The sequence below is a fragment of the Xenorhabdus griffiniae genome (genome assembly GCF_037265215.1).
Taxonomy (GTDB): Bacteria; Pseudomonadota; Gammaproteobacteria; order Enterobacterales; family Enterobacteriaceae; genus Xenorhabdus; species Xenorhabdus griffiniae.
Genome location: NZ_CP147737.1, coordinates 473,117 through 490,035 on the forward strand (window position 1 = coordinate 473,117; position 16,919 = coordinate 490,035).

Consider the following 16,919-nt stretch of genomic DNA (forward strand, 5'->3'; position numbering starts at 1 on the left):
CTGATACTCTCAGTATTATGAAAACCTATTTACTTGAATAATTGGATATTTAGCCATGCCTGAGTAAAATTTTATTCTGAAATCGCTGTTTCGTGTAAATAACGCCATTGAGGGTGATCATTATGGAATGAGATAACTGCCAATGACCAACGGTAATTCGTATTGCCATCTTTGGTCTGTTTTTCACGATAACGCACGGCAACATATTCTTTACTGAATGCGATCACAGTACAGTTATCAACTTCAATTTTAAAATTTGGTCTGGAACCCATACTGTTAACAAACATTTCTTTTACTTGATTTAATGAGACATGCTGACCAGCCAAAGTGATCATAGTAAAATCAGGGGTAAAACTATTTAGTAGTTTATTCAATGAGTCAGAATTATCTTCCTGTTTATTGGTAAAAACATTTTCAATCCATTGATGAATATCAATAACACTTTGGCAGGCAATTAACTCTTTTTGTTTTCGCATATTTTCTCCGCGTGTTTTTTTAAATTATGCAGAATGGTTAAAGGTAATAAACCGATTATCGCTGCAAGGATAAAAGTTAAGTGATACGCATTAGTAGAAATAGATCCTTGCTGTAATAAATTAAAAATCATGGTGAATAACGCCGTGCCAATACTAAATGACATTTGACGATTGATATTCCAAATCACACTGGCACGAGATAATTTTTCATTGGTAAAATCCATTAGCGCAGTTGTCTGTGCCGTGTTAGCACCAATGCCTCCACCAATTCCCATCAGCAAATACGCGACAATCAAGCCAGATACATCGTTTGCATGATTAATGGTAGCTAAGAAAGCAATACCAATAGCATGAAGTACAATCCCACATAAAAATAGACGATAGGCGCCCAAACGGTTATACATTCGTCCACATATTAATATGGCACCAAATGCACCGATAGCATATAAGATCATGAGAGATCCGGTTTTTTCCGCTGACCATCCTAGTTGTTGTTGCAGGTAAAAAATATTCAGCAGATTAACTCCAGTAAATACACCTGGAATTGAGTGATAAATCCATACTGAAATACCCATGCGAGTATTTTTTATTACAGACAGATCCAGAATAGCATTTTGCACACGATGGTAATGTCGTATATAAAACAAAGTAAAAAAAGCGCCACTGGTCAAGAAAATAACTGGCAGCCATTTTGAGGTTGCATTAGCGTACATAGAAAGCCCTAATAACAAAAATACCAATGCTAAGCTAACTAATAACAACCCCTTTAAATCAGGTTTTTGAGCAGAAATTGTTTCATTACGCATCCAAATAAATGAAAGAATGGATGCTAGCAAGCTGAAAGGTATATTGCTAAGAAACACCCAATTCCAGCTATAGTGATCAACAATAGCCCCTCCAACACTCGGGGAAATAGCCGGTGCAATGAGTGCAACAGTCATAACCAATGTCGAGATTTTTGCCCGTTCATGTTTTTTAAACAACCCAAAGGTTAACGCTTGCCCGACCGGAATCAACAAACCGCCTCCTAGTCCTTGAATAAAGCGCCACAATACTAAATCATAGAAATGTTCCGCCAGACCAGAAAACAGAGCAGCTATAGAGAAAAGTAGCATCGAAGCTGCCATGATTTGCCGTGTGCCAAATCGTTCAGCTAACCAGCTACTAATAGGTATAATAAGTGTCAAACCCAGAATATAACTATTGGATACCCAAGCTACACTAGATTCAGAAACAGACATTTGATCGGCAATATTGGGCAAAGCAATTGACGACATAAAAATATTGATGCAATCAATAAAGAAACCAAGCAAAAATATTAATGCAATACGATAGCGATAACTCATTATTTTACCTCCGTTCGGGAAGTTTAATAACCATTGACTTATTTAGTCTATTAATTTAATTTAAACATTTAATTTAATTAGATTTAACAATGAAAATGCAACCTCATCTCAACCGGATACAAACATTTATTACCGTAGTAGAATGCGGATCTTTTACTCGTGCAGCGGAAACCTTATTTATTAGCAAAGCCGTAGCTAGCATTCATGTGAAAACACTCGAAGAAGATTTAAACATACCATTGTTAGTGCGTAATACTCGAGGCATTGCATTAACAGAAGCAGGAAGAGAGTTTTATGAGGATTTTAAAAAGATATTTAATAACATTCAGGATGCTTTTGATAATGTTGCGGAACGACATCACTCCCTGGCTGGGAAATTACGTATTACTTCCACCGTTGAGTTTGGTGAAAAATTTCTTCTTCCTTTAATCAGTCAATTCTGTAAAATTTATCCTCAATTAGAAGTTGGTTATTTTGCTGACTCAACTTTAAATGATTTAATTACAGAAAGAATTGATCTTGCGATTCGACTGGGGATATTAAATGATTCAACACTGAAAAGCAGGCATCTGGCTACTTATAAAATTAAACTAGTGGCTGCCCCAGATTGGATCGAACAAAACTCCGTTATTGAACCAATAGATCTGAATAAAGTTAACTGGATTGCCAACACTAACTTACAAAACCCAACTCAATGGGAATTAAATCATCCTATTTATCCCAAGATCAATGTCCGTGGGAAAGTGAAATATGCCTCAAATAACATTTCTGCAATTCGCTCCCTAACCTTGTCTGGTTTAGGCGTATCCATACTACCAGAATGGTTTATCAATGAGGATATAGCATCTGGTACTTTGGTAGAACTTTTCCCTGAATATTATCTACCAAAGCAGGAAATATCGATTGTATTTCCAAATAATGTGCAACTTCAACGTAAGAATCGTCTTTTTATAGATTATCTATTAGAAAACCTGGTTATGTGAGCAAGAAAAATAGTGATAATTTTGGGATCAAGGAGAGTGAGAAAATGGACTAAAAATAAACAGTCTTCATTCTCAATTCAAGGGAGTATATCGCTCAATTTGAAGTAACCAATTTTTATTGATCACTTCAATAATACTGTTTTAGTTCTCTTTATTATTAAGTAAACTGTTTAAACTATTAATGACTATTTCTCTGGTTTCACTCTTACGTATGACTGCATAGACATCAATATTCAAAGATTGAGCAGCAACGTCATCTAATTCTCTGTAACAAAGTCCTTTTTGATTAGAAATACATATAGAACGGGGCATGAGCGCCATTCCTTTTCCTCTTGAAATATCAGAAAGCATGATCAGTGAATCATCAGGTTCCTTACATCTCTTTAATAAGAACGGTAATTGTTGAAAATAATTTTCACATTTGTCATAAAAAAGAGGATTTGCATTTCTTGAAAACCAAAAAAGGGGGAGATCTGAAACCTCTGTAAGAGAAACTTTTTCTTTCAGACTAGCGGGATGAGAAGACGGCATTGCAAGCAAAAGGGGTTCACGGTAGAGCCAGTAAAATTTAAGATCATGTTCATTATGTAGACTCTTCTCTCCTATAATAACAATATCCATTTTACCTTTTGCAAGAAAATGTAAGAGCTGGCTAGAAACCAGATGTGGTGTGTCAATTTCATCTCCTGTCATAAGAGCTTTAATCTTATTATGGAGCTCCGATATATTGTTAAAATTTAGCGTACAAGTAAGTCCAATACGTAAATAAACTACCTCATTTTTAATTTCACGCATGAACAGAGTGAATTCATTGATGAGATGTGTTGCTTTTTCAACCAGTGCCAGCCCGTTGTTTGTCAGATGAACTTCATGAGTATTCCGGGTAAAAAGATCACAACCGAGAGTTTCTTCGAGGCATTTGATATGACGAGTCAGGGGAGGCTGTGTCATATGTAGCCTTTCTGCTGCCCTTCTAAAATTAAGCTCTTGAGCAACGGCTAAAAAACATTGTAACTGTTTTATGCTGGGTAGCTTATTATTAATGTTGTCCACAAATTCTCCATTCCATTAATTGAGTGGCATATTGAATGACAAACACATTATCCGCTCATTTTTTCACATTATGTCAATTTAAATCTTATGCAAATAATTTGTAAATTATTGAGTGCGAATAATAAGGCTAAATAGCGTTTCAAAATGATAGGCGTATTTCCTACCCCGTGCGAGGTAAGGAACTCCAACATCTGATACTCATCAGTATGATGAAAACCTATTTAGTGATATCAAAAATGAATTACAAAATTAACAATTCTCATGAAAATTCATCGTAGTATTTTGATATTTGAAGAGCTAAATAAGCGTTCTAAAAAATAATACTTTTGTGGCGTACAGTTCATGAACTTCTCGAATTACGCTCATAAAACCAGTATATGTAAGCTCCAATGAAAATTTCTTTGATTATGTGAAGATGAAAGAATGGGGCAACATTTAACATCTATTCAAAGGTTGTAATTCATGACATCAAAAATTAAAAGTCCTGAAATGTCGTTTAGGACATGGTTAGCTTTGTTTATTCTTTCAATATCAACGTTTACTATTGTGACGACTGAACTGGCTCCTGTTGGCCTGCTGACACCGATAGCAGATGGCCTTAATACTTCAGAGTCCAGCATTGGGATGACGGTATCACTGTACGCATGGGGTGGGGCATTAAGTGCGCTTTTTGCGTCTGTTTTTTTGGGAAATTTCCCCAAAAAGATCCTGTTGTTAACGCTGACAATCATCTTGGCTGTATCAAATATCTTGTCTGCAACCATTGATTCATTTGAAGTGCTCTTGGTTGCCCGTGTTATTGGATCTGTAGCCCATGGTGCTTTTTGGGCGATGATAGGTGCGACGACGGTAGCAATGGTTCCGATAAAGTATCTGGGTACAGCAACATCAATTGTCTTTGGTGGAGTTTCAGCCGCCAGCGTATTGGGTGTCCCTTTGTCTAACTATATCGGTTTGCACTTTGGTTGGCGCCAAGCGTTTTGGTTGATGGCACTACTGAGTGTGGTTGCATTCTTTGGCATCATGCTTCTTGTTCCTAAAGTTACAACTAAAAGTACAATTGGTATTAACGCCTTAAAAAGTGTGTTGAGTTCAGCCATACAATGGAAAATTTATGCGGCCACATTACTTGCTATTACAGCACACTTTGCTGCGTTTACTTTCATCGAACCCTGGCTCAATGCGCAACCAATATTTTCGAAGGATTTCATCCCTACAATCTTATTCATTTATGGTATTGCAGGTTTAGGCGGTAATTTCCTGACCGGCATTGTCATTGATAAACACCTTAAAACTACGGTCACACTGTCTGCTTTACTTATCGGGATTGTTCTTCTGATCTTAGGTATCAGAGCAGAATCACTATCCCGTACAGATATCCTGATAGCGATAGTTTTATGGGGCGTCGCAATTTCTGGGATTTTCGTGGGCTTCCAAACCTGGGTTCTCCGTCTGGCCGGCGATAAAACGTTTCCAGCATCTGCGGTTTATGTTTCGTTTTTTAACGGAGCAATCGGAATGGGGGCTTTAGTGGGAGCCTGGATGGTCTCAGCGTTGTCACTTCATGCACTCTTTGTGACCGCAGGTGCTGTAATCGCTCTGTCCATACTTATTATCTCTACGATCCCTTCTAACATTTCCACCAGTAACACTCTTACGGAGAAAGCTATATGAAACAAGGTACTGAACTGACAAATCATGGTCGGGACATTATGAATCAGTTAGAAAAAGGTCTCGCCGATAAAGTAATCAATCGCCTCAAAGAATTAGATGAAAACTTACCCTATCTGGTTACTGATTATGCATTTGGTTCAGTGGTCGGTCGCCCAGGTCTTGATCTTAAGACCCGTGAAATGCTCACTGTTGCTGCTTTAGTGAGTCTTGGTAATGCTCCGCAACAGTTGGAGTTACACATGCGAGGGGCGCTTAATGTTGGGGTAACACCTGAAGAGTTACTTGAGGTTGTTATACAGATGGCAGTTTATGCAGGAGTACCTGCATGTATGAATGGATTAACGGCATACCGTTCTGCTATTGCTGCTACAGAAAACCATTTTCCAACTGCATTAAGGGGTTAATTAACGTCATTCTTGTCCGAATTTATTAAAGCACAACAATAGGGGTATCTCTGGTAGGTAAATAAAAGCCGGATAAATGGGAGGTAGTAAAATAAGGTATTGAGCTGATTTGGTATTACCTGAAATTTAAATGATGTAATTATCTGATTTTGTTTAAGAATAGACGTTAATCACAATTTCATTGATGGACTTTTATTCATACTGGAATCCATAAATATTCCTGTTGTACCCTGTTTCGTCCATTTGATATTTATCGGAAGTCAGATCACAGGAGACAAGATGTCACACGTTATCTACTTATCACTAAAAGGCAAGAAACAGGGATTAATTTCAGCGGGTTGTTCAACGCCCGAATCTATTGGAAACCGCTATCAAATAGGCAGGGAAGACGAAATACAAGTACTGAGTGTCATCCATTCAGTGAGCCGTAACCAGAGTGCACATCATCACCCTGTTAGCTTTACTAAACTCATTGATAAATCCTCGCCGTTGTTAGCGATGGCAATCGACGGAAACGAATTGCTGGAAGCGCGCTTTATGCACTACCGGACAAGTCCGATGGGACAACTGGAACTCTTTTACGAAATCAAACTGACAGGCGCGACAATCGTTGATCTTGCCTATAATTATCCTCATTCCATTGATGATAACGGCGTAATCCCCCATGAAGTGGTGATGTTCGATTATAAATCTATCTCATGTCAGCATATTGCTGCGGGGACTTCGGGCTACAGCATTACACAATTAGCCGGGCGTGAAGAAGGCAAGCCGCTTTTATCCGAGTTTTCGGATATTAAGCCGCTTAAGAAGCCGCTGGTTGAAGAAACTCCGATAAAACCCGCTAAACATCATGCCCGTTATCGTTGTGTGGATGATGATGGCAATCTTCTAACCGAACGCAAATATCGTGTTTGCCTGCCGGATGGTCAGGTAAAAGAAGGAAAAACTGATAAACAAGGTTATACCCAATGGCATCTCACTGATGACAAAAAGAACCTGAGTTTTCATATTTTAAAGGACTAATCCCATGCCGATTTATACCGTCTACACAAAAATAGAATCAAATGTACCTGCCGAAAACTTGCTGTATGATTTAATCATTTATCGTAAGGACGCAAAAGGAAATCATCACATATTGCTTGATATTTTTCAGGCACAATTACAGAGCAATTATGAAACTCAACAGCATGTCACTAAAGAAACAGACGATGATCTTTCCGTGACATATATTATGCAAATCATGCTTTATCGCAAACATGGTTCAAATACGATTCAGGCATTGCAAGCCCCTTTTAAAAAGATGTATACACTGGGGGAATTTGTAGAAGGTAAAGCCTGTTCGGATAAAAAAAGAGAAAATGCCTGTTATTTTGAAAGCACGATTGAAACAAAACCTGTTAGCGATGGGGATAATACCGTTTAATTAAAATTGACTATTCCTGAAAGGGCGTTTATTGCAGAAGAATATCCAATTGGTCATCCTGATGATCCATTTGAGAAGAATAAAGTCGAATCACAAATTCAGGATAGGTTATCGAAAAGAACTTATCCGGATCAAAATGGAGCAAGTTTATGTGGGCCTGCAGCATTTTTTTATTGTTTACAAATGGACAGACCAGATATCTATGAGCAAGCTGCGCGTGAGTTATGGGAACATGGCAGAACTAAAATTGGTCAATTAGAGATTAAGCCAGGTGATGGTTGTCGCCATCCTAAAGGATCTTTTTATAATCAGTATGGTGAAAGAATCTCAGGATTAGATTGGTTGACATTAGCCAGTTTAAGAGATTCAGAAAATACGATTATGAACTACGATGAAATTTCAGATCAAGTAGCGGGTATTACCATGTGGGAAAAATTAACAGAGTGGTTTGAAAAGGCTGGATATGAAAAGGTTTTTGACAACATAAGTATATTCTCACATAGTAATGTGAACGATATAATAAATTTAAATCAATATATAAAAAAAGGATATCGAGTTGTAAGTTTAATATCAGCCGGAATGCTAGACAGGATCACTGGTGACACTTCAATGAAAAATCATTGGGTTGTATGGGAAGGCGAAGTTAGTTCAAAAGGGATGCCAATAAATTTAAATGATATAAATAATGAAAATACGGTTAATTTAAATATGTTTTCTTGGGGTAAGATTTATCAACAAGTTAAAGAGGGTAATAATTTGAATTATTTTCTTAAACATACATTTGGAGGGTTGGTTTTCAAGCCAATAAAATAAATATGAGTAGAATTCTTTTAATTATATCTTTTTTGTTTATTTCCGCTTGTTCAAAGCAAGCTATTCATATCTATCCTGATGGAAATTATCTAAAAGATGCTAGGATTGATACACCATATAATGAGTTAATAAGAATACCTGGTGTTATAGATAAGAGTTTTGGCGCAGAAATAACACCTGAAAACTCGGGATTAACATGGAGTCCTAGTGATTATACTGTCCCTGTAAAACCAGTAACAGCAAAGGATTACAGCCGTATAAAAATACAAGGTACTCCTACACATGCTGGAGAAATACAAATAAAGGTAGCAGGGGTGATTTACGGAACAATGATAAATGGGGCAAATGATTTTGAAAAGATATACATTATAAAAGTGAGTGAATAAGTATTAATGAAAAATGGCGATTTAATTCGCCATTTAAAATTATTTTTTTTGTAAATATTTTTTCTTCATGTTTTCCTTTGTGTTACTTATAAATAACAGAGGCTTTTTTATTATTTTTAATGGTGTTAAATAGTGTTTTAAAGAAAATAACTATTCTGAAAAACACCATGAAAAAACTTCTCGAATTACGCCAACAAAAAGCGGATTTAATTCAGCAAATGCGATCCAGTGCTTGCATGGGCGCTCGATAATGTCGTGATGGAAACAGACACCACTGCCAATATCAAACCGAATAAAAAGAAATTTGCCAATAAGATAGATCCGGTAATCGCGTTTCTGATGAGTTTTGGTACATGGCAGGCAGAGCATGAGGATTTTGCATTTACTTTGAGTTCAGAACAACAGCGGTGATTGAATAGTTTTGGTGGGATTTAGTAAATTTAAAAAACAAAAGGAGCAAAACGAATTCAGATCGCTCCTTTAATTCTGTTATCTAATTGAGTGATAAAAAGTTAATTTATTCAAATTTTAGAGATAACAATATATCAGTGCTCACATCTTTGTACTGTTCCCACTCATCAACAGTTGTATTAAATGAAACAATTACTGCTTTACCATTAAATGATGTAGTTAACATTTTATTATGAATGTTTGTATCCATTGCACTTGATATAAAATCTATTATCCTCGCATTTTTTCCATCAACAATTACTTTTTTGAGTGATGGTTGATAGTTTGGCATTAATTTTACTAATGAATTTGTAAACATATCTAATTGTTCTGGAAGCATAGATACCATTCCAACGCTAATTATGATGTTAACTTTTCCACTTTCATCGGTAAAAATGATTTTTTCATTAGTATCTCTCATTGATGGGTACTTTAATCTTTTGGATTTTTCGTCCATCAAAGTAAACCCCTTTGGGATTGTAATAGAGAGTGCATGGTTTGTAACTTGGTGTCGTTCCAAACTGACTTTAGCGAGTGTTTTAAATGGCAAAAATAAAATCAATATAATGGGTAATAATTTCCACATTTTTCTCATAGTGCTTAATTCCGGTTTGAATGTTTTCAATAGATATTTTGTTTGAAAATAACTCATCATAACGTTAACTATTTAAAGAAAGTTAATTTTGCTTTCTAGTAGTTATTATATGTATTAATGATTTGAATGTTGAGTCATTACCGCAAAAAGTTAAACGTTTGTACTGGTTCGCTTATTGAACCAGATAAACCAATCAGCTAAAGTGTCCCCGCCGTTGGCAAAATCCAGTGGTCAGGGCTTCGCATCCCTGTATCACGAATCACTGGTAGGAATTTTCTGCCAGTGCCCGCTATCACCACCATCAATTTTTTAATTAATGGAAGGGGTAGCAGGAATGAATAATATTAGAAATGATTGGCATCAAGCCGATATTATCGCTGCATTGCGTAAGCGTGGTACAACCTTGGCGGCAGTTTCCCGTGAAGCAGGATTGAGTTCTTCTACATTAGCAAACACGCTGTCACGCCCGTGGCCTAAAGGCGAGTGGATTATTGCAAATTACCTCGGAATACACCCTTCAGAAATCTGGCCTAGCCGCTATTTTGATCGTGATGGCCAGCTTATTGAAAGAACTGTCAGAAAGAGCCGTTAGCATCTTAATCAGACAAAAAGCCACCCTCTGAAATTTTAAGCCCTGAGATAACAAAGATGTGTTTCTTGTTCTCATGGCTTTTTATTTGTTCCCAAGTTTTTCCTTTGCTTACTCGCAACTACCCAGTGGGTATAAACCTTTTTCCATGTATAAATATTTGTATAACCACAAACAAAAAAAGCACTTCCTCAAAAGAGAAAGTGCTTCTTCAACAACATGTTGACTGACTAGGATCAGTTCATGCCGTATCAGAAGAATTTATGTTTACGTGTTTTTCTATGATTTTATTAAATTAATATAAATCAATAAATTACACAATCATTATACTGTATGTTGTTCCAGTGCTTATTGACGTTTATCCACTCTTACATCAAACTGTGGGGTAATCGGTGGGGTAATCCGAGACAGCGTGAACTCATTCTTTATGGATATATACATGGCTGAGCTAAATAAATTAACTGATAAAAAACTCAGAGCGTTACATGGAACGGAAAGAGATAAATTAGTAAAACTTGCTGATGGTGCAGGGTTAATGATTCGTGTTACTAAAAAAGGCGCTATCAGTTGGTTTTTTAAGTATAGAACTGGAGGGCGTGATACAGAAGCCGATATCATCACACTTGGGCGCTATCCTGATATGAGCCTTAAAGAAGCCCGTGCAATTCGTGATAAGTGTAGGAACTGGCTCTCATTGGGTAAAGATCCAAAGCTCCAACTGAATCTGACCATGCAGGAATCTTTGAATCCAGTCACTGTAAAGCAAGCTATAGAATATTGGATTGATAATTACGCTAAAGATAATAGGAAAAATATAGACAAACATATATCTCAATTGGAGAAGCATATATACCCTTATATTGGAAATATGGCATTAACAGATTGTGAAACTCGTTATTGGCTGCAATGTTTTGATCGAATTAAAAAGAAAGCACCAGTGGCTGCTGGTTATATATTCCAAATGTGTAAACAAGCGTTAAAATTCTGCCGAGTAAGAAGATATGTGATCAGTAATGTATTGGATGATTTGACCATTATTGATGTCGGAAAAAAGCAAAACAAAGGGCAGAGATATTTAAAAGATAATGAAATTGGTCAACTTTGGCAGTCTCTTAATACAAACCTGTATTTACCTTACTATAGCAACTTGTTGAGGATTTTAATTGTTTTTGGTTGCCGTTCACAGGAAGCCAGATTATCTAAATGGTCAGAATGGGATTTTGATTCTATGCTGTGGATTGTTCCAAAGGAAAATAGTAAAACAGGTGCGGAAATCATTCGCCCAATACCAGCATACATGAGGCCATTTTTAAATGAACTTAAGCACCAGAATCATAGAAGTGATTATTTGTTAGGAGAAATTAAAAATCCTGAAACAGTTTCACAGTGCGGCAGGAATATATGGAAAAGATTAGGGCATGATAGAGAGTGGTCTTTGCATGATTTAAGACGAACCTTTTCAACTAAACTTAATAACTTAGGGGTTGCCCCACATGTAGTAGAGCAGCTTATAGGCCATGCTTTGCCGGGTGTTATGGCGATATATAATAAGAGTCAATACCTACCAGAGAAATTAGACGCTTTAAACAAGTGGTGTGAGCGATTGGATGTATTAGCGGGTAATTATGAGAATGTGGTTATATTAAAAGCAGCACAATTGTAATATATACACAACAAAGTTGCTTTCTTTCGTAATAATTTCCATTAAGTAAAATACCCTCACAAAAACAATGAAACAGTGAGGGTAGCATGACCATTCAATATAACACTCCTACACCTGAAGAACGTCGCATTATACTTTCCGAATATGGCGAACCTTATGATCGTCTTATTCGTGAAAAAGAACGCCAGCATATCACCTCTATTTCCAGAACGTCAGCATGGAAGCTGGAAAATGAAGGCCGCTTCCCTGCCCGTAAGCCATTAGGTCGTAATTCTTGCGCTTGGTTGCTTAGTGATCTTCTCCATTGGGTACGAAATCCGCCTACAGTAGAAAATATAAATAACCCGTATAGCCGAAAACCCGAAAATTAAATAATAACGTAATAGAAAAATTAATTGCCTTAATTGGCAGTGGACAAACTCACTCTAAAAATAGTCTGATTTTTTTTGGGATAAGGGATGTGATGGCGGTTATTAACTATAAAGACTCCTTTTGTTTAAGGAGTCACCAATTTGAGATAGTTATTTCTTTGAGAGTATTAATTAATAACTGGATTTATTGCTGGGCGGCTCAACCTTTGGGTTCAATTCCCTGTGATTGTAATTCCTTACGGGCTAATTCCTTAAACCAATTTCCCAGACTCATGCCTTCATTTTTGGCTAATTCTGATAATTGTTTCTTAAATTCAGGCTGCATACGTATTTGGAAAGCTGGCGCTTTGCCTTCACCTTTAGGGCTTTTATCTCTTTTGACCGTTGACATGTGTGTACCTATCGGAATAGTATCATCTACATTAGGTACACACCTTATCACGGCAGAGCCTAATAGAACAACGCCCCACAGTGATCGCAACACATGTAGGGCGTCTGACCACAACATTATCGGAGCTAATGCTATGGCTGATACACAGTCTAACCAAACTCGCCTTAAATTTACATTCCTTATTACATCCGACACTCAGCGGCTGGCTGATATGTCCTCCTTGATCTTCGCATTACGTCAGGGGGCATACTATGAGTAATAAACCTATCTCACTAAAACAGGCGCTATATCGTGCAGGTCTGGGTATTTCACTTTTCACGTTCATTACCCAAAAAGCCAAAGATGAACGCTGTGAAATCAATTTAAATAACCTGATTGCATTGGCACACGGCATTCATCAGGAGGTTTATCGCGACCTGTCGAAACATGCCCCACAAAATCCAGTGAATAAATTAGTTAATTGCATTGTATACAGAAAATCCGATCCGTTAGGTCAGGCTTCATTTCGTGCGGGATTATGTACCTCTTTATATGAGGTCATTCTTGAACAGGCCAGCCAACACTGTTCGGAAGAGTTACACGATTTGCTGTCGCTAGCCTGTGATATTAATCAGGAAGTTTACTATTCGCTCTATGCAGCGGTTAATGGCGAGGACGAGTGATCATGAGTCAGGGAAATAATAATCAGAAAAGCCGCCCACTGGATGTTATTCGAACAGTTAAAACATCAGCCATCAATCACTGGCAAAACTTGTTGCCAGCCTGTGGTGTTGATATTCCGGCAAAAGGCAAACACGGCGCTTGCCCGATTTGCGGCGGTACTGACCGCTTTCACTTTATCGATGATAACCATCATGGTGACTGGCATTGTCGCCAATGTGATGCGCCGAATCATGGTGATGGGCTGGATTTAGTGGCAAGAACCAACGGGATCACAGTCGTTGCCGCCGCTAAGTTGGTAGCTGACGCGCTGGCACTTCCTTTACCTGAACCCAAGTCCACCAAAGAACAGCCCCGAACAGCGAAACCTATTGCTGAACGTATCGTAACAATGCTCGCTACGGCTATTACGGGTGAATCTCAATATCTGGTGAAAAAGGGGCTTCAATGCCCTAATCAACGGTTATTGAAAGATGGCTCTTTATTACTGGTGACTCAGGCACTGGACGGCACGATCACAGGCGGGCAAACCATCAAGCCAAACGGTGAAAAACGCCTTGTTGCAGGTACTCAAAAAAAAGGGAGTTTTATCTCCGTATCCGAGATTACCGGAATGTCGGACACGTTCATCATTACCGAGGGTTACGCCACCGCGTTAACCGTCAGCCAGCTATATGAGGGTGTTGTGCTGGCGGCGATTGATGAAAGCAATTTACTGAATGTTGCCGAGCAGATCAGAGCGCAATGGCCAGACACAAAAATCATCCTTGCTGCTGATAATGACTGGCACGAATCGGGAGAGCGAGACAAAAACGGCAGGCTAAAAAAGAATGTTGGCAAGATAGCGGCAGAAAAAGCCGCTATAGCGATTAACGGTTGGGTAACATTACCGCCTACGGCATTGAAATCTGACTGGGACGATTATCGCCAGCACCACGGTATTGAGGCAGCAAAACAGGCATTCAGCAACGGGTTATATCAGGTGGGAGAGAAAAAACAAATGGAAACAGAAGCGGTTGTGCTCCAAGAAGCGAAGCCCAAAAAGACCAATAACAATCTAGCACAAATGGCAGCCAGTCAGCGCGGGGCACTATTGGTTGAACGTTACGGTAAAGTGGCGGTTAATCCTGATAGCGAAATGGTTTACCACTATAACGGTACAACATGGGAAACCGTGTCGGATAATGAGCTGCGCCGCGCAATGGTGGCAATCTTCGACCAGCACGAAACCCCTTACAGCCCGAACGGCATTAATAACGCGATTAGTGCGATGAAATTACAAATTCCTGTTATTGGTGAACCACGGCAGGATTTAATCGGGTTCAGTAATGGTGTGTATGATTTATCAGAACAACAATTTATCCCACATCAGCAAGAACACTGGCTAATGAACCATAACGGCATCGAATTCACTCCGCCTGCTATTGGTGAAAATTTGCCGGATCATGCTCCAGATTTTTATCGCTGGCTGTCTCATGCAGCGGGGAGCAATGAAAACAAGATGAACCGCATTAAAGCCGCTTTGTTCATGATTCTGGCTAATCGTTATGACTGGCAGTTATTTATTGAAGTCACAGGTGAAGGTGGCAGCGGTAAAAGTGTGTTTACTTACCTTGCGGCTTTATTGGCAGGTGAGCACAATACCGCCAGTGGCAATATGAGAGCATTGGACGAAGCGAGAGGGCGTTATCAGTTTGTCGGGAAAAGCCTGATTACGCTGCCCGATCAGGTTAAATATGTCGGTGAAGGCGCTGGCATTAAGGCAATTACTGGCGGTGATTTAATCGAAGTTGACGGGAAATATGAGAAGCAATTTTCTACGGTCATTAAGGCCGTGGTATTAGCCACCAATAACGAACCAATGAGTTTTACAGAGCGTAATGGCGGTATTGCACGGCGGCGGGTGATATTCCCGTTTAACATTCCGGTCAAAGAGTCAGAGAAAGATCCACACTTACCGGAGAAAATCAGTCGGGAACTGCCCGTCATAATCCGCCATTTATTAAACGAATTTGCCGACCAGAACAAAGCTAAAAAGCTGCTACAGGCACAACGCGATTCTAACGAAGCATTAACGGTGAAAAGCAATTCCGATCCGTTGTATCGATTTTGTGGTTATCTGGTAACCGTCAATGATGCAACTGGGATGAAGATGGGCACTAAGAACATTAGCCCACGAGCGCCGAGGTTGTATCTGTATCATGCTTATCTTTCCTTTATGGAAGCACATGGCTTTGAACGCCCGTTAACACTGACCAAGTTCGGCGAATCGCTCCCCAAAATTATGCTGGAATACAAAAAGGAGTATCGGAAAGTACGAACCAAGAAAGGTTACTCTTATAACGTTGAGTTATCGGAAGAAGCCGAAGAGTGGTTGCCGTCATTGCCTGAATGCCGAGGCTTTAAATCCCCACTATAAACTTTTTGGGCTTAAGTCTGCATTCCATACATCATTTTAAATATCTATCTGTATTTAAAAGAAAATAATAGATGTATAGTTATTTCTTAGCTATATATCCAATATACATTCTCTTCATTAGGATAAAAAAGGGTGAACAGGGGATACAGTCAGTGAATATCATATTAATTACTGCAAACCCAGATGTAGCAAGGCTTTGAGAAGAATGTGCAGAGGGTGCATAACTGAGAGGGTGAAAAAGATTTATAGGGGGCTATCTTTGGCAGGTAAATAAAAGTCGGATGATAGGAGACAGTAAAATAAGGTATCAGCCTGATTTGGTATTACCAGAAATTTAAACGATGTAATATTCTGATTTTATTTAAGAACAGAGATTAATCACAAATTTACTGCTGAATTTTTCTTCATGCTAGAATAGATAAATATTCCTGCTGTATCCTGTTTCATTCATTCGATTTTATCGAAAGTCAGATCACAGGAGACAAGATGTCACACGTTATCTACTTATCACTAAAAGGCAAGAAGCAGGGATTAATTTCAGCGGGCTGTTCAACGCCCGAATCCATCGGAAATCGCTATCAGACAGGCCGGGAAGACGAAATACAGGTACTGGGTGTCAATCATTCAGTAAGCCGCGATCAGAGTGCACATCATCACCCTGTCAGCTTTACCAAGCCCATTGATAAATCCTCACCGCTGTTAGCAATGGCAATCGATGGAAACGAATTGCTGGAAGCGCGCTTTATGCACTACCGGACAAGCCCGATGGGTCATCTGGAACTCTTTTACGAAATTAAACTGACAGGCGCGACAATCGTTGATCTTGCCTATAATTATCCCCATTCCATTAATGATAACGGCGCAATCCCCCATGAAGTGGTGATGCTCGATTACAAATCTATCGCGTGTAACCACATTGCAGCGGGGACTTCGGGCTACAGCATCACACAATTAGCCGGGCGTGAAGAAGGCAAGCCGTTGTTGTCTGGGTTCTCAAATGTGAAGCCATTAGTGGAAGAAGCTGTTGCGGCTCTATTTAGCCATAAGTTCATACTGAAACATCAAGGAGATGCCTGCCAAGATATTGCGTATGGCGTGGAAACGGATAAGGGACTAATTGAGGGAATATGTCAAACGTCTGGAATGACAAAACAGTTTGATGCCAAAAAAGAAGAAAATATTGAAGTTAAATATTTATTTCAGACGAAAATAGGGATTTGATA

The 16,919-nt window shown here is 38.7% G+C and carries 19 protein-coding genes and 1 pseudogene; 15 read left to right on the forward strand and 5 right to left on the reverse strand.

The genetic code is table 11. The features are described 5' to 3' along the window. Positions 1-71: 71 nt before the first annotated feature. Both WDV75_RS02055 and WDV75_RS02060 read right to left on the reverse strand, forming a co-directional pair. Entirely contained in the window at positions 72-476 is a 405-nt protein-coding gene (locus WDV75_RS02055; RefSeq protein WP_273559815.1) for a nuclear transport factor 2 family protein, read from the reverse strand. Next, positions 455-1,822: an MFS transporter gene (locus WDV75_RS02060; protein WP_273559813.1), complete on the reverse strand. Its 1,368-nt coding sequence runs from the start codon at positions 1,820-1,822 to the stop codon at positions 455-457. The genes WDV75_RS02055 and WDV75_RS02060 overlap by 22 nt, the downstream gene beginning before the upstream one ends. Positions 1,823-1,911: 89 nt before the next feature. Between WDV75_RS02060 and WDV75_RS02065 the strand changes: the two genes are divergently transcribed. Then, positions 1,912-2,805, forward strand: a complete 894-nt coding sequence (locus WDV75_RS02065) for a LysR family transcriptional regulator (protein WP_273559811.1) — start codon at positions 1,912-1,914, stop codon at positions 2,803-2,805. A gap of 141 nt (positions 2,806-2,946) precedes the next feature. Here the strand turns inward: WDV75_RS02065 and WDV75_RS02070 are convergent, their stop codons facing one another. Further along, complete coding sequence (locus WDV75_RS02070; RefSeq protein ID WP_273559810.1) at positions 2,947-3,858, reverse strand: LysR family transcriptional regulator; 912 nt, start codon at positions 3,856-3,858, stop codon at positions 2,947-2,949. Between the two features lie 462 nt (positions 3,859-4,320). Here WDV75_RS02070 and WDV75_RS02075 point away from each other — a divergent pair, with 462 nt between their 5' ends. The 7 genes and pseudogenes from WDV75_RS02075 to WDV75_RS02105 all read left to right on the forward strand — a co-directional run. Next, complete coding sequence (locus WDV75_RS02075) at positions 4,321-5,532, forward strand: MFS transporter (protein WP_273559809.1); 1,212 nt, start codon at positions 4,321-4,323, stop codon at positions 5,530-5,532. Beyond that, complete coding sequence (locus WDV75_RS02080; RefSeq protein WP_273559808.1) at positions 5,529-5,936, forward strand: carboxymuconolactone decarboxylase family protein; 408 nt, start codon at positions 5,529-5,531, stop codon at positions 5,934-5,936. Before WDV75_RS02075 ends, WDV75_RS02080 begins: the two co-directional genes overlap by 4 nt. Positions 5,937-6,215: 279 nt before the next feature. Then, positions 6,216-6,959, forward strand: a complete 744-nt coding sequence (gene tssD, locus WDV75_RS02085; RefSeq protein WP_273559807.1) for an Hcp family type VI secretion system effector — start codon at positions 6,216-6,218, stop codon at positions 6,957-6,959. A 4-nt stretch (positions 6,960-6,963) separates the two neighbouring features. After that, positions 6,964-7,359 carry a hypothetical protein gene (locus WDV75_RS02090; RefSeq protein WP_273559805.1) on the forward strand — a complete coding sequence of 132 codons (396 nt, stop codon included), beginning with the start codon at positions 6,964-6,966 and terminating at the stop codon, positions 7,357-7,359. A 6-nt stretch (positions 7,360-7,365) separates the two neighbouring features. Then, positions 7,366-8,172 (forward strand): hypothetical protein, encoded by an 807-nt coding sequence (locus WDV75_RS02095; protein WP_273559803.1) that lies wholly within the window; start codon positions 7,366-7,368, stop codon positions 8,170-8,172. A 2-nt stretch (positions 8,173-8,174) separates the two neighbouring features. Continuing rightward, positions 8,175-8,558: a hypothetical protein gene (locus WDV75_RS02100; RefSeq protein ID WP_273559801.1), complete on the forward strand. Its 384-nt coding sequence runs from the start codon at positions 8,175-8,177 to the stop codon at positions 8,556-8,558. 222 nt (positions 8,559-8,780) lie between these two features. Then, positions 8,781-8,969, forward strand: a pseudogene (locus tag WDV75_RS02105) (terminase TerL endonuclease subunit); the annotation flags it as partial. Between the two features lie 106 nt (positions 8,970-9,075). Here the strand turns inward: WDV75_RS02105 and WDV75_RS02110 are convergent. Then, the gene (locus WDV75_RS02110) at positions 9,076-9,465 is read right to left on the reverse strand and encodes a hypothetical protein (RefSeq protein WP_273559799.1); all 390 of its coding nucleotides are present in this window, start codon (positions 9,463-9,465) and stop codon (positions 9,076-9,078) included. A 472-nt stretch (positions 9,466-9,937) separates the two neighbouring features. Here WDV75_RS02110 and WDV75_RS02115 point away from each other — a divergent pair, with 472 nt between their 5' ends. From WDV75_RS02115 to WDV75_RS02125, 3 genes are all read left to right on the forward strand, one after another. Further along, complete coding sequence (locus tag WDV75_RS02115) at positions 9,938-10,195, forward strand: helix-turn-helix domain-containing protein (RefSeq protein ID WP_273559797.1); 258 nt, start codon at positions 9,938-9,940, stop codon at positions 10,193-10,195. 436 nt (positions 10,196-10,631) lie between these two features. After that, positions 10,632-11,855, forward strand: a complete 1,224-nt coding sequence (locus WDV75_RS02120) for a tyrosine-type recombinase/integrase (RefSeq protein WP_273559795.1) — start codon at positions 10,632-10,634, stop codon at positions 11,853-11,855. Positions 11,856-11,941: 86 nt separating this feature from the next. Continuing rightward, entirely contained in the window at positions 11,942-12,226 is a 285-nt protein-coding gene (locus tag WDV75_RS02125) for a helix-turn-helix transcriptional regulator (protein WP_273559793.1), read from the forward strand. A gap of 199 nt (positions 12,227-12,425) precedes the next feature. On the opposite strand, the gene WDV75_RS02130 is transcribed toward WDV75_RS02125, so the two are convergent. After that, positions 12,426-12,617, reverse strand: coding sequence for a toxin-antitoxin system HicB family antitoxin (locus tag WDV75_RS02130; protein ID WP_099110404.1), 192 nt, complete (start codon positions 12,615-12,617; stop codon positions 12,426-12,428). A 133-nt stretch (positions 12,618-12,750) separates the two neighbouring features. On the opposite strand from WDV75_RS02130, the gene WDV75_RS02135 reads away from it, so the two are divergent. The 4 genes from WDV75_RS02135 (at position 12,751) to WDV75_RS02150 (ending at position 16,917) form a co-directional block, all read left to right on the forward strand. Continuing rightward, entirely contained in the window at positions 12,751-12,876 is a 126-nt protein-coding gene (locus WDV75_RS02135) for a hypothetical protein (RefSeq protein ID WP_256376545.1), read from the forward strand. Beyond that, on the forward strand, positions 12,869-13,279 hold the full coding sequence (locus WDV75_RS02140) for a hypothetical protein (RefSeq protein WP_273559790.1): 411 nt from the start codon (positions 12,869-12,871) through the stop codon (positions 13,277-13,279). Before WDV75_RS02135 ends, WDV75_RS02140 begins: the two co-directional genes overlap by 8 nt. A 2-nt stretch (positions 13,280-13,281) precedes the next feature. Continuing rightward, complete coding sequence (locus WDV75_RS02145) at positions 13,282-15,696, forward strand: primase-like DNA-binding domain-containing protein (protein ID WP_273559789.1); 2,415 nt, start codon at positions 13,282-13,284, stop codon at positions 15,694-15,696. 486 nt (positions 15,697-16,182) lie between these two features. Further along, positions 16,183-16,917, forward strand: coding sequence for an Hcp family type VI secretion system effector (locus WDV75_RS02150; protein WP_187650705.1), 735 nt, complete (start codon positions 16,183-16,185; stop codon positions 16,915-16,917). Positions 16,918-16,919: the final 2 nt, after the last annotated feature.

Excerpts from the sequence above, each read along its gene's own strand:
- WDV75_RS02055 (WP_273559815.1), bottom strand. The coding sequence starts at position 476 with ATGCGAAAACAAAAAGAGTTAATTGCCTGCCAAAGTGTTATTGATATT.
- WDV75_RS02090 (WP_273559805.1), top strand. The coding sequence starts at position 6,964 with ATGCCGATTTATACCGTCTACACAAAAATAGAATCAAATGTACCTGCC.
- WDV75_RS02130 (WP_099110404.1), bottom strand. The coding sequence starts at position 12,617 with ATGTCAACGGTCAAAAGAGATAAAAGCCCTAAAGGTGAAGGCAAAGCG.
- WDV75_RS02140 (WP_273559790.1), top strand. The coding sequence starts at position 12,869 with ATGAGTAATAAACCTATCTCACTAAAACAGGCGCTATATCGTGCAGGT.
- tssD (WP_273559807.1), top strand. The coding sequence starts at position 6,216 with ATGTCACACGTTATCTACTTATCACTAAAAGGCAAGAAACAGGGATTA.
- WDV75_RS02100 (WP_273559801.1), top strand. The coding sequence starts at position 8,175 with ATGAGTAGAATTCTTTTAATTATATCTTTTTTGTTTATTTCCGCTTGT.
- WDV75_RS02125 (WP_273559793.1), top strand. The coding sequence starts at position 11,942 with ATGACCATTCAATATAACACTCCTACACCTGAAGAACGTCGCATTATA.
- WDV75_RS02075 (WP_273559809.1), top strand. The coding sequence starts at position 4,321 with ATGACATCAAAAATTAAAAGTCCTGAAATGTCGTTTAGGACATGGTTA.
- WDV75_RS02120 (WP_273559795.1), top strand. The coding sequence starts at position 10,632 with ATGGCTGAGCTAAATAAATTAACTGATAAAAAACTCAGAGCGTTACAT.
- WDV75_RS02065 (WP_273559811.1), top strand. The coding sequence starts at position 1,912 with ATGAAAATGCAACCTCATCTCAACCGGATACAAACATTTATTACCGTA.
- WDV75_RS02135 (WP_256376545.1), top strand. The coding sequence starts at position 12,751 with ATGGCTGATACACAGTCTAACCAAACTCGCCTTAAATTTACATTCCTT.
- WDV75_RS02060 (WP_273559813.1), bottom strand. The coding sequence starts at position 1,822 with ATGAGTTATCGCTATCGTATTGCATTAATATTTTTGCTTGGTTTCTTT.
- WDV75_RS02080 (WP_273559808.1), top strand. The coding sequence starts at position 5,529 with ATGAAACAAGGTACTGAACTGACAAATCATGGTCGGGACATTATGAAT.
- WDV75_RS02110 (WP_273559799.1), bottom strand. The coding sequence starts at position 9,465 with ATGGACGAAAAATCCAAAAGATTAAAGTACCCATCAATGAGAGATACT.
- WDV75_RS02115 (WP_273559797.1), top strand. The coding sequence starts at position 9,938 with ATGAATAATATTAGAAATGATTGGCATCAAGCCGATATTATCGCTGCA.
- WDV75_RS02150 (WP_187650705.1), top strand. The coding sequence starts at position 16,183 with ATGTCACACGTTATCTACTTATCACTAAAAGGCAAGAAGCAGGGATTA.
- WDV75_RS02145 (WP_273559789.1), top strand. The coding sequence starts at position 13,282 with ATGAGTCAGGGAAATAATAATCAGAAAAGCCGCCCACTGGATGTTATT.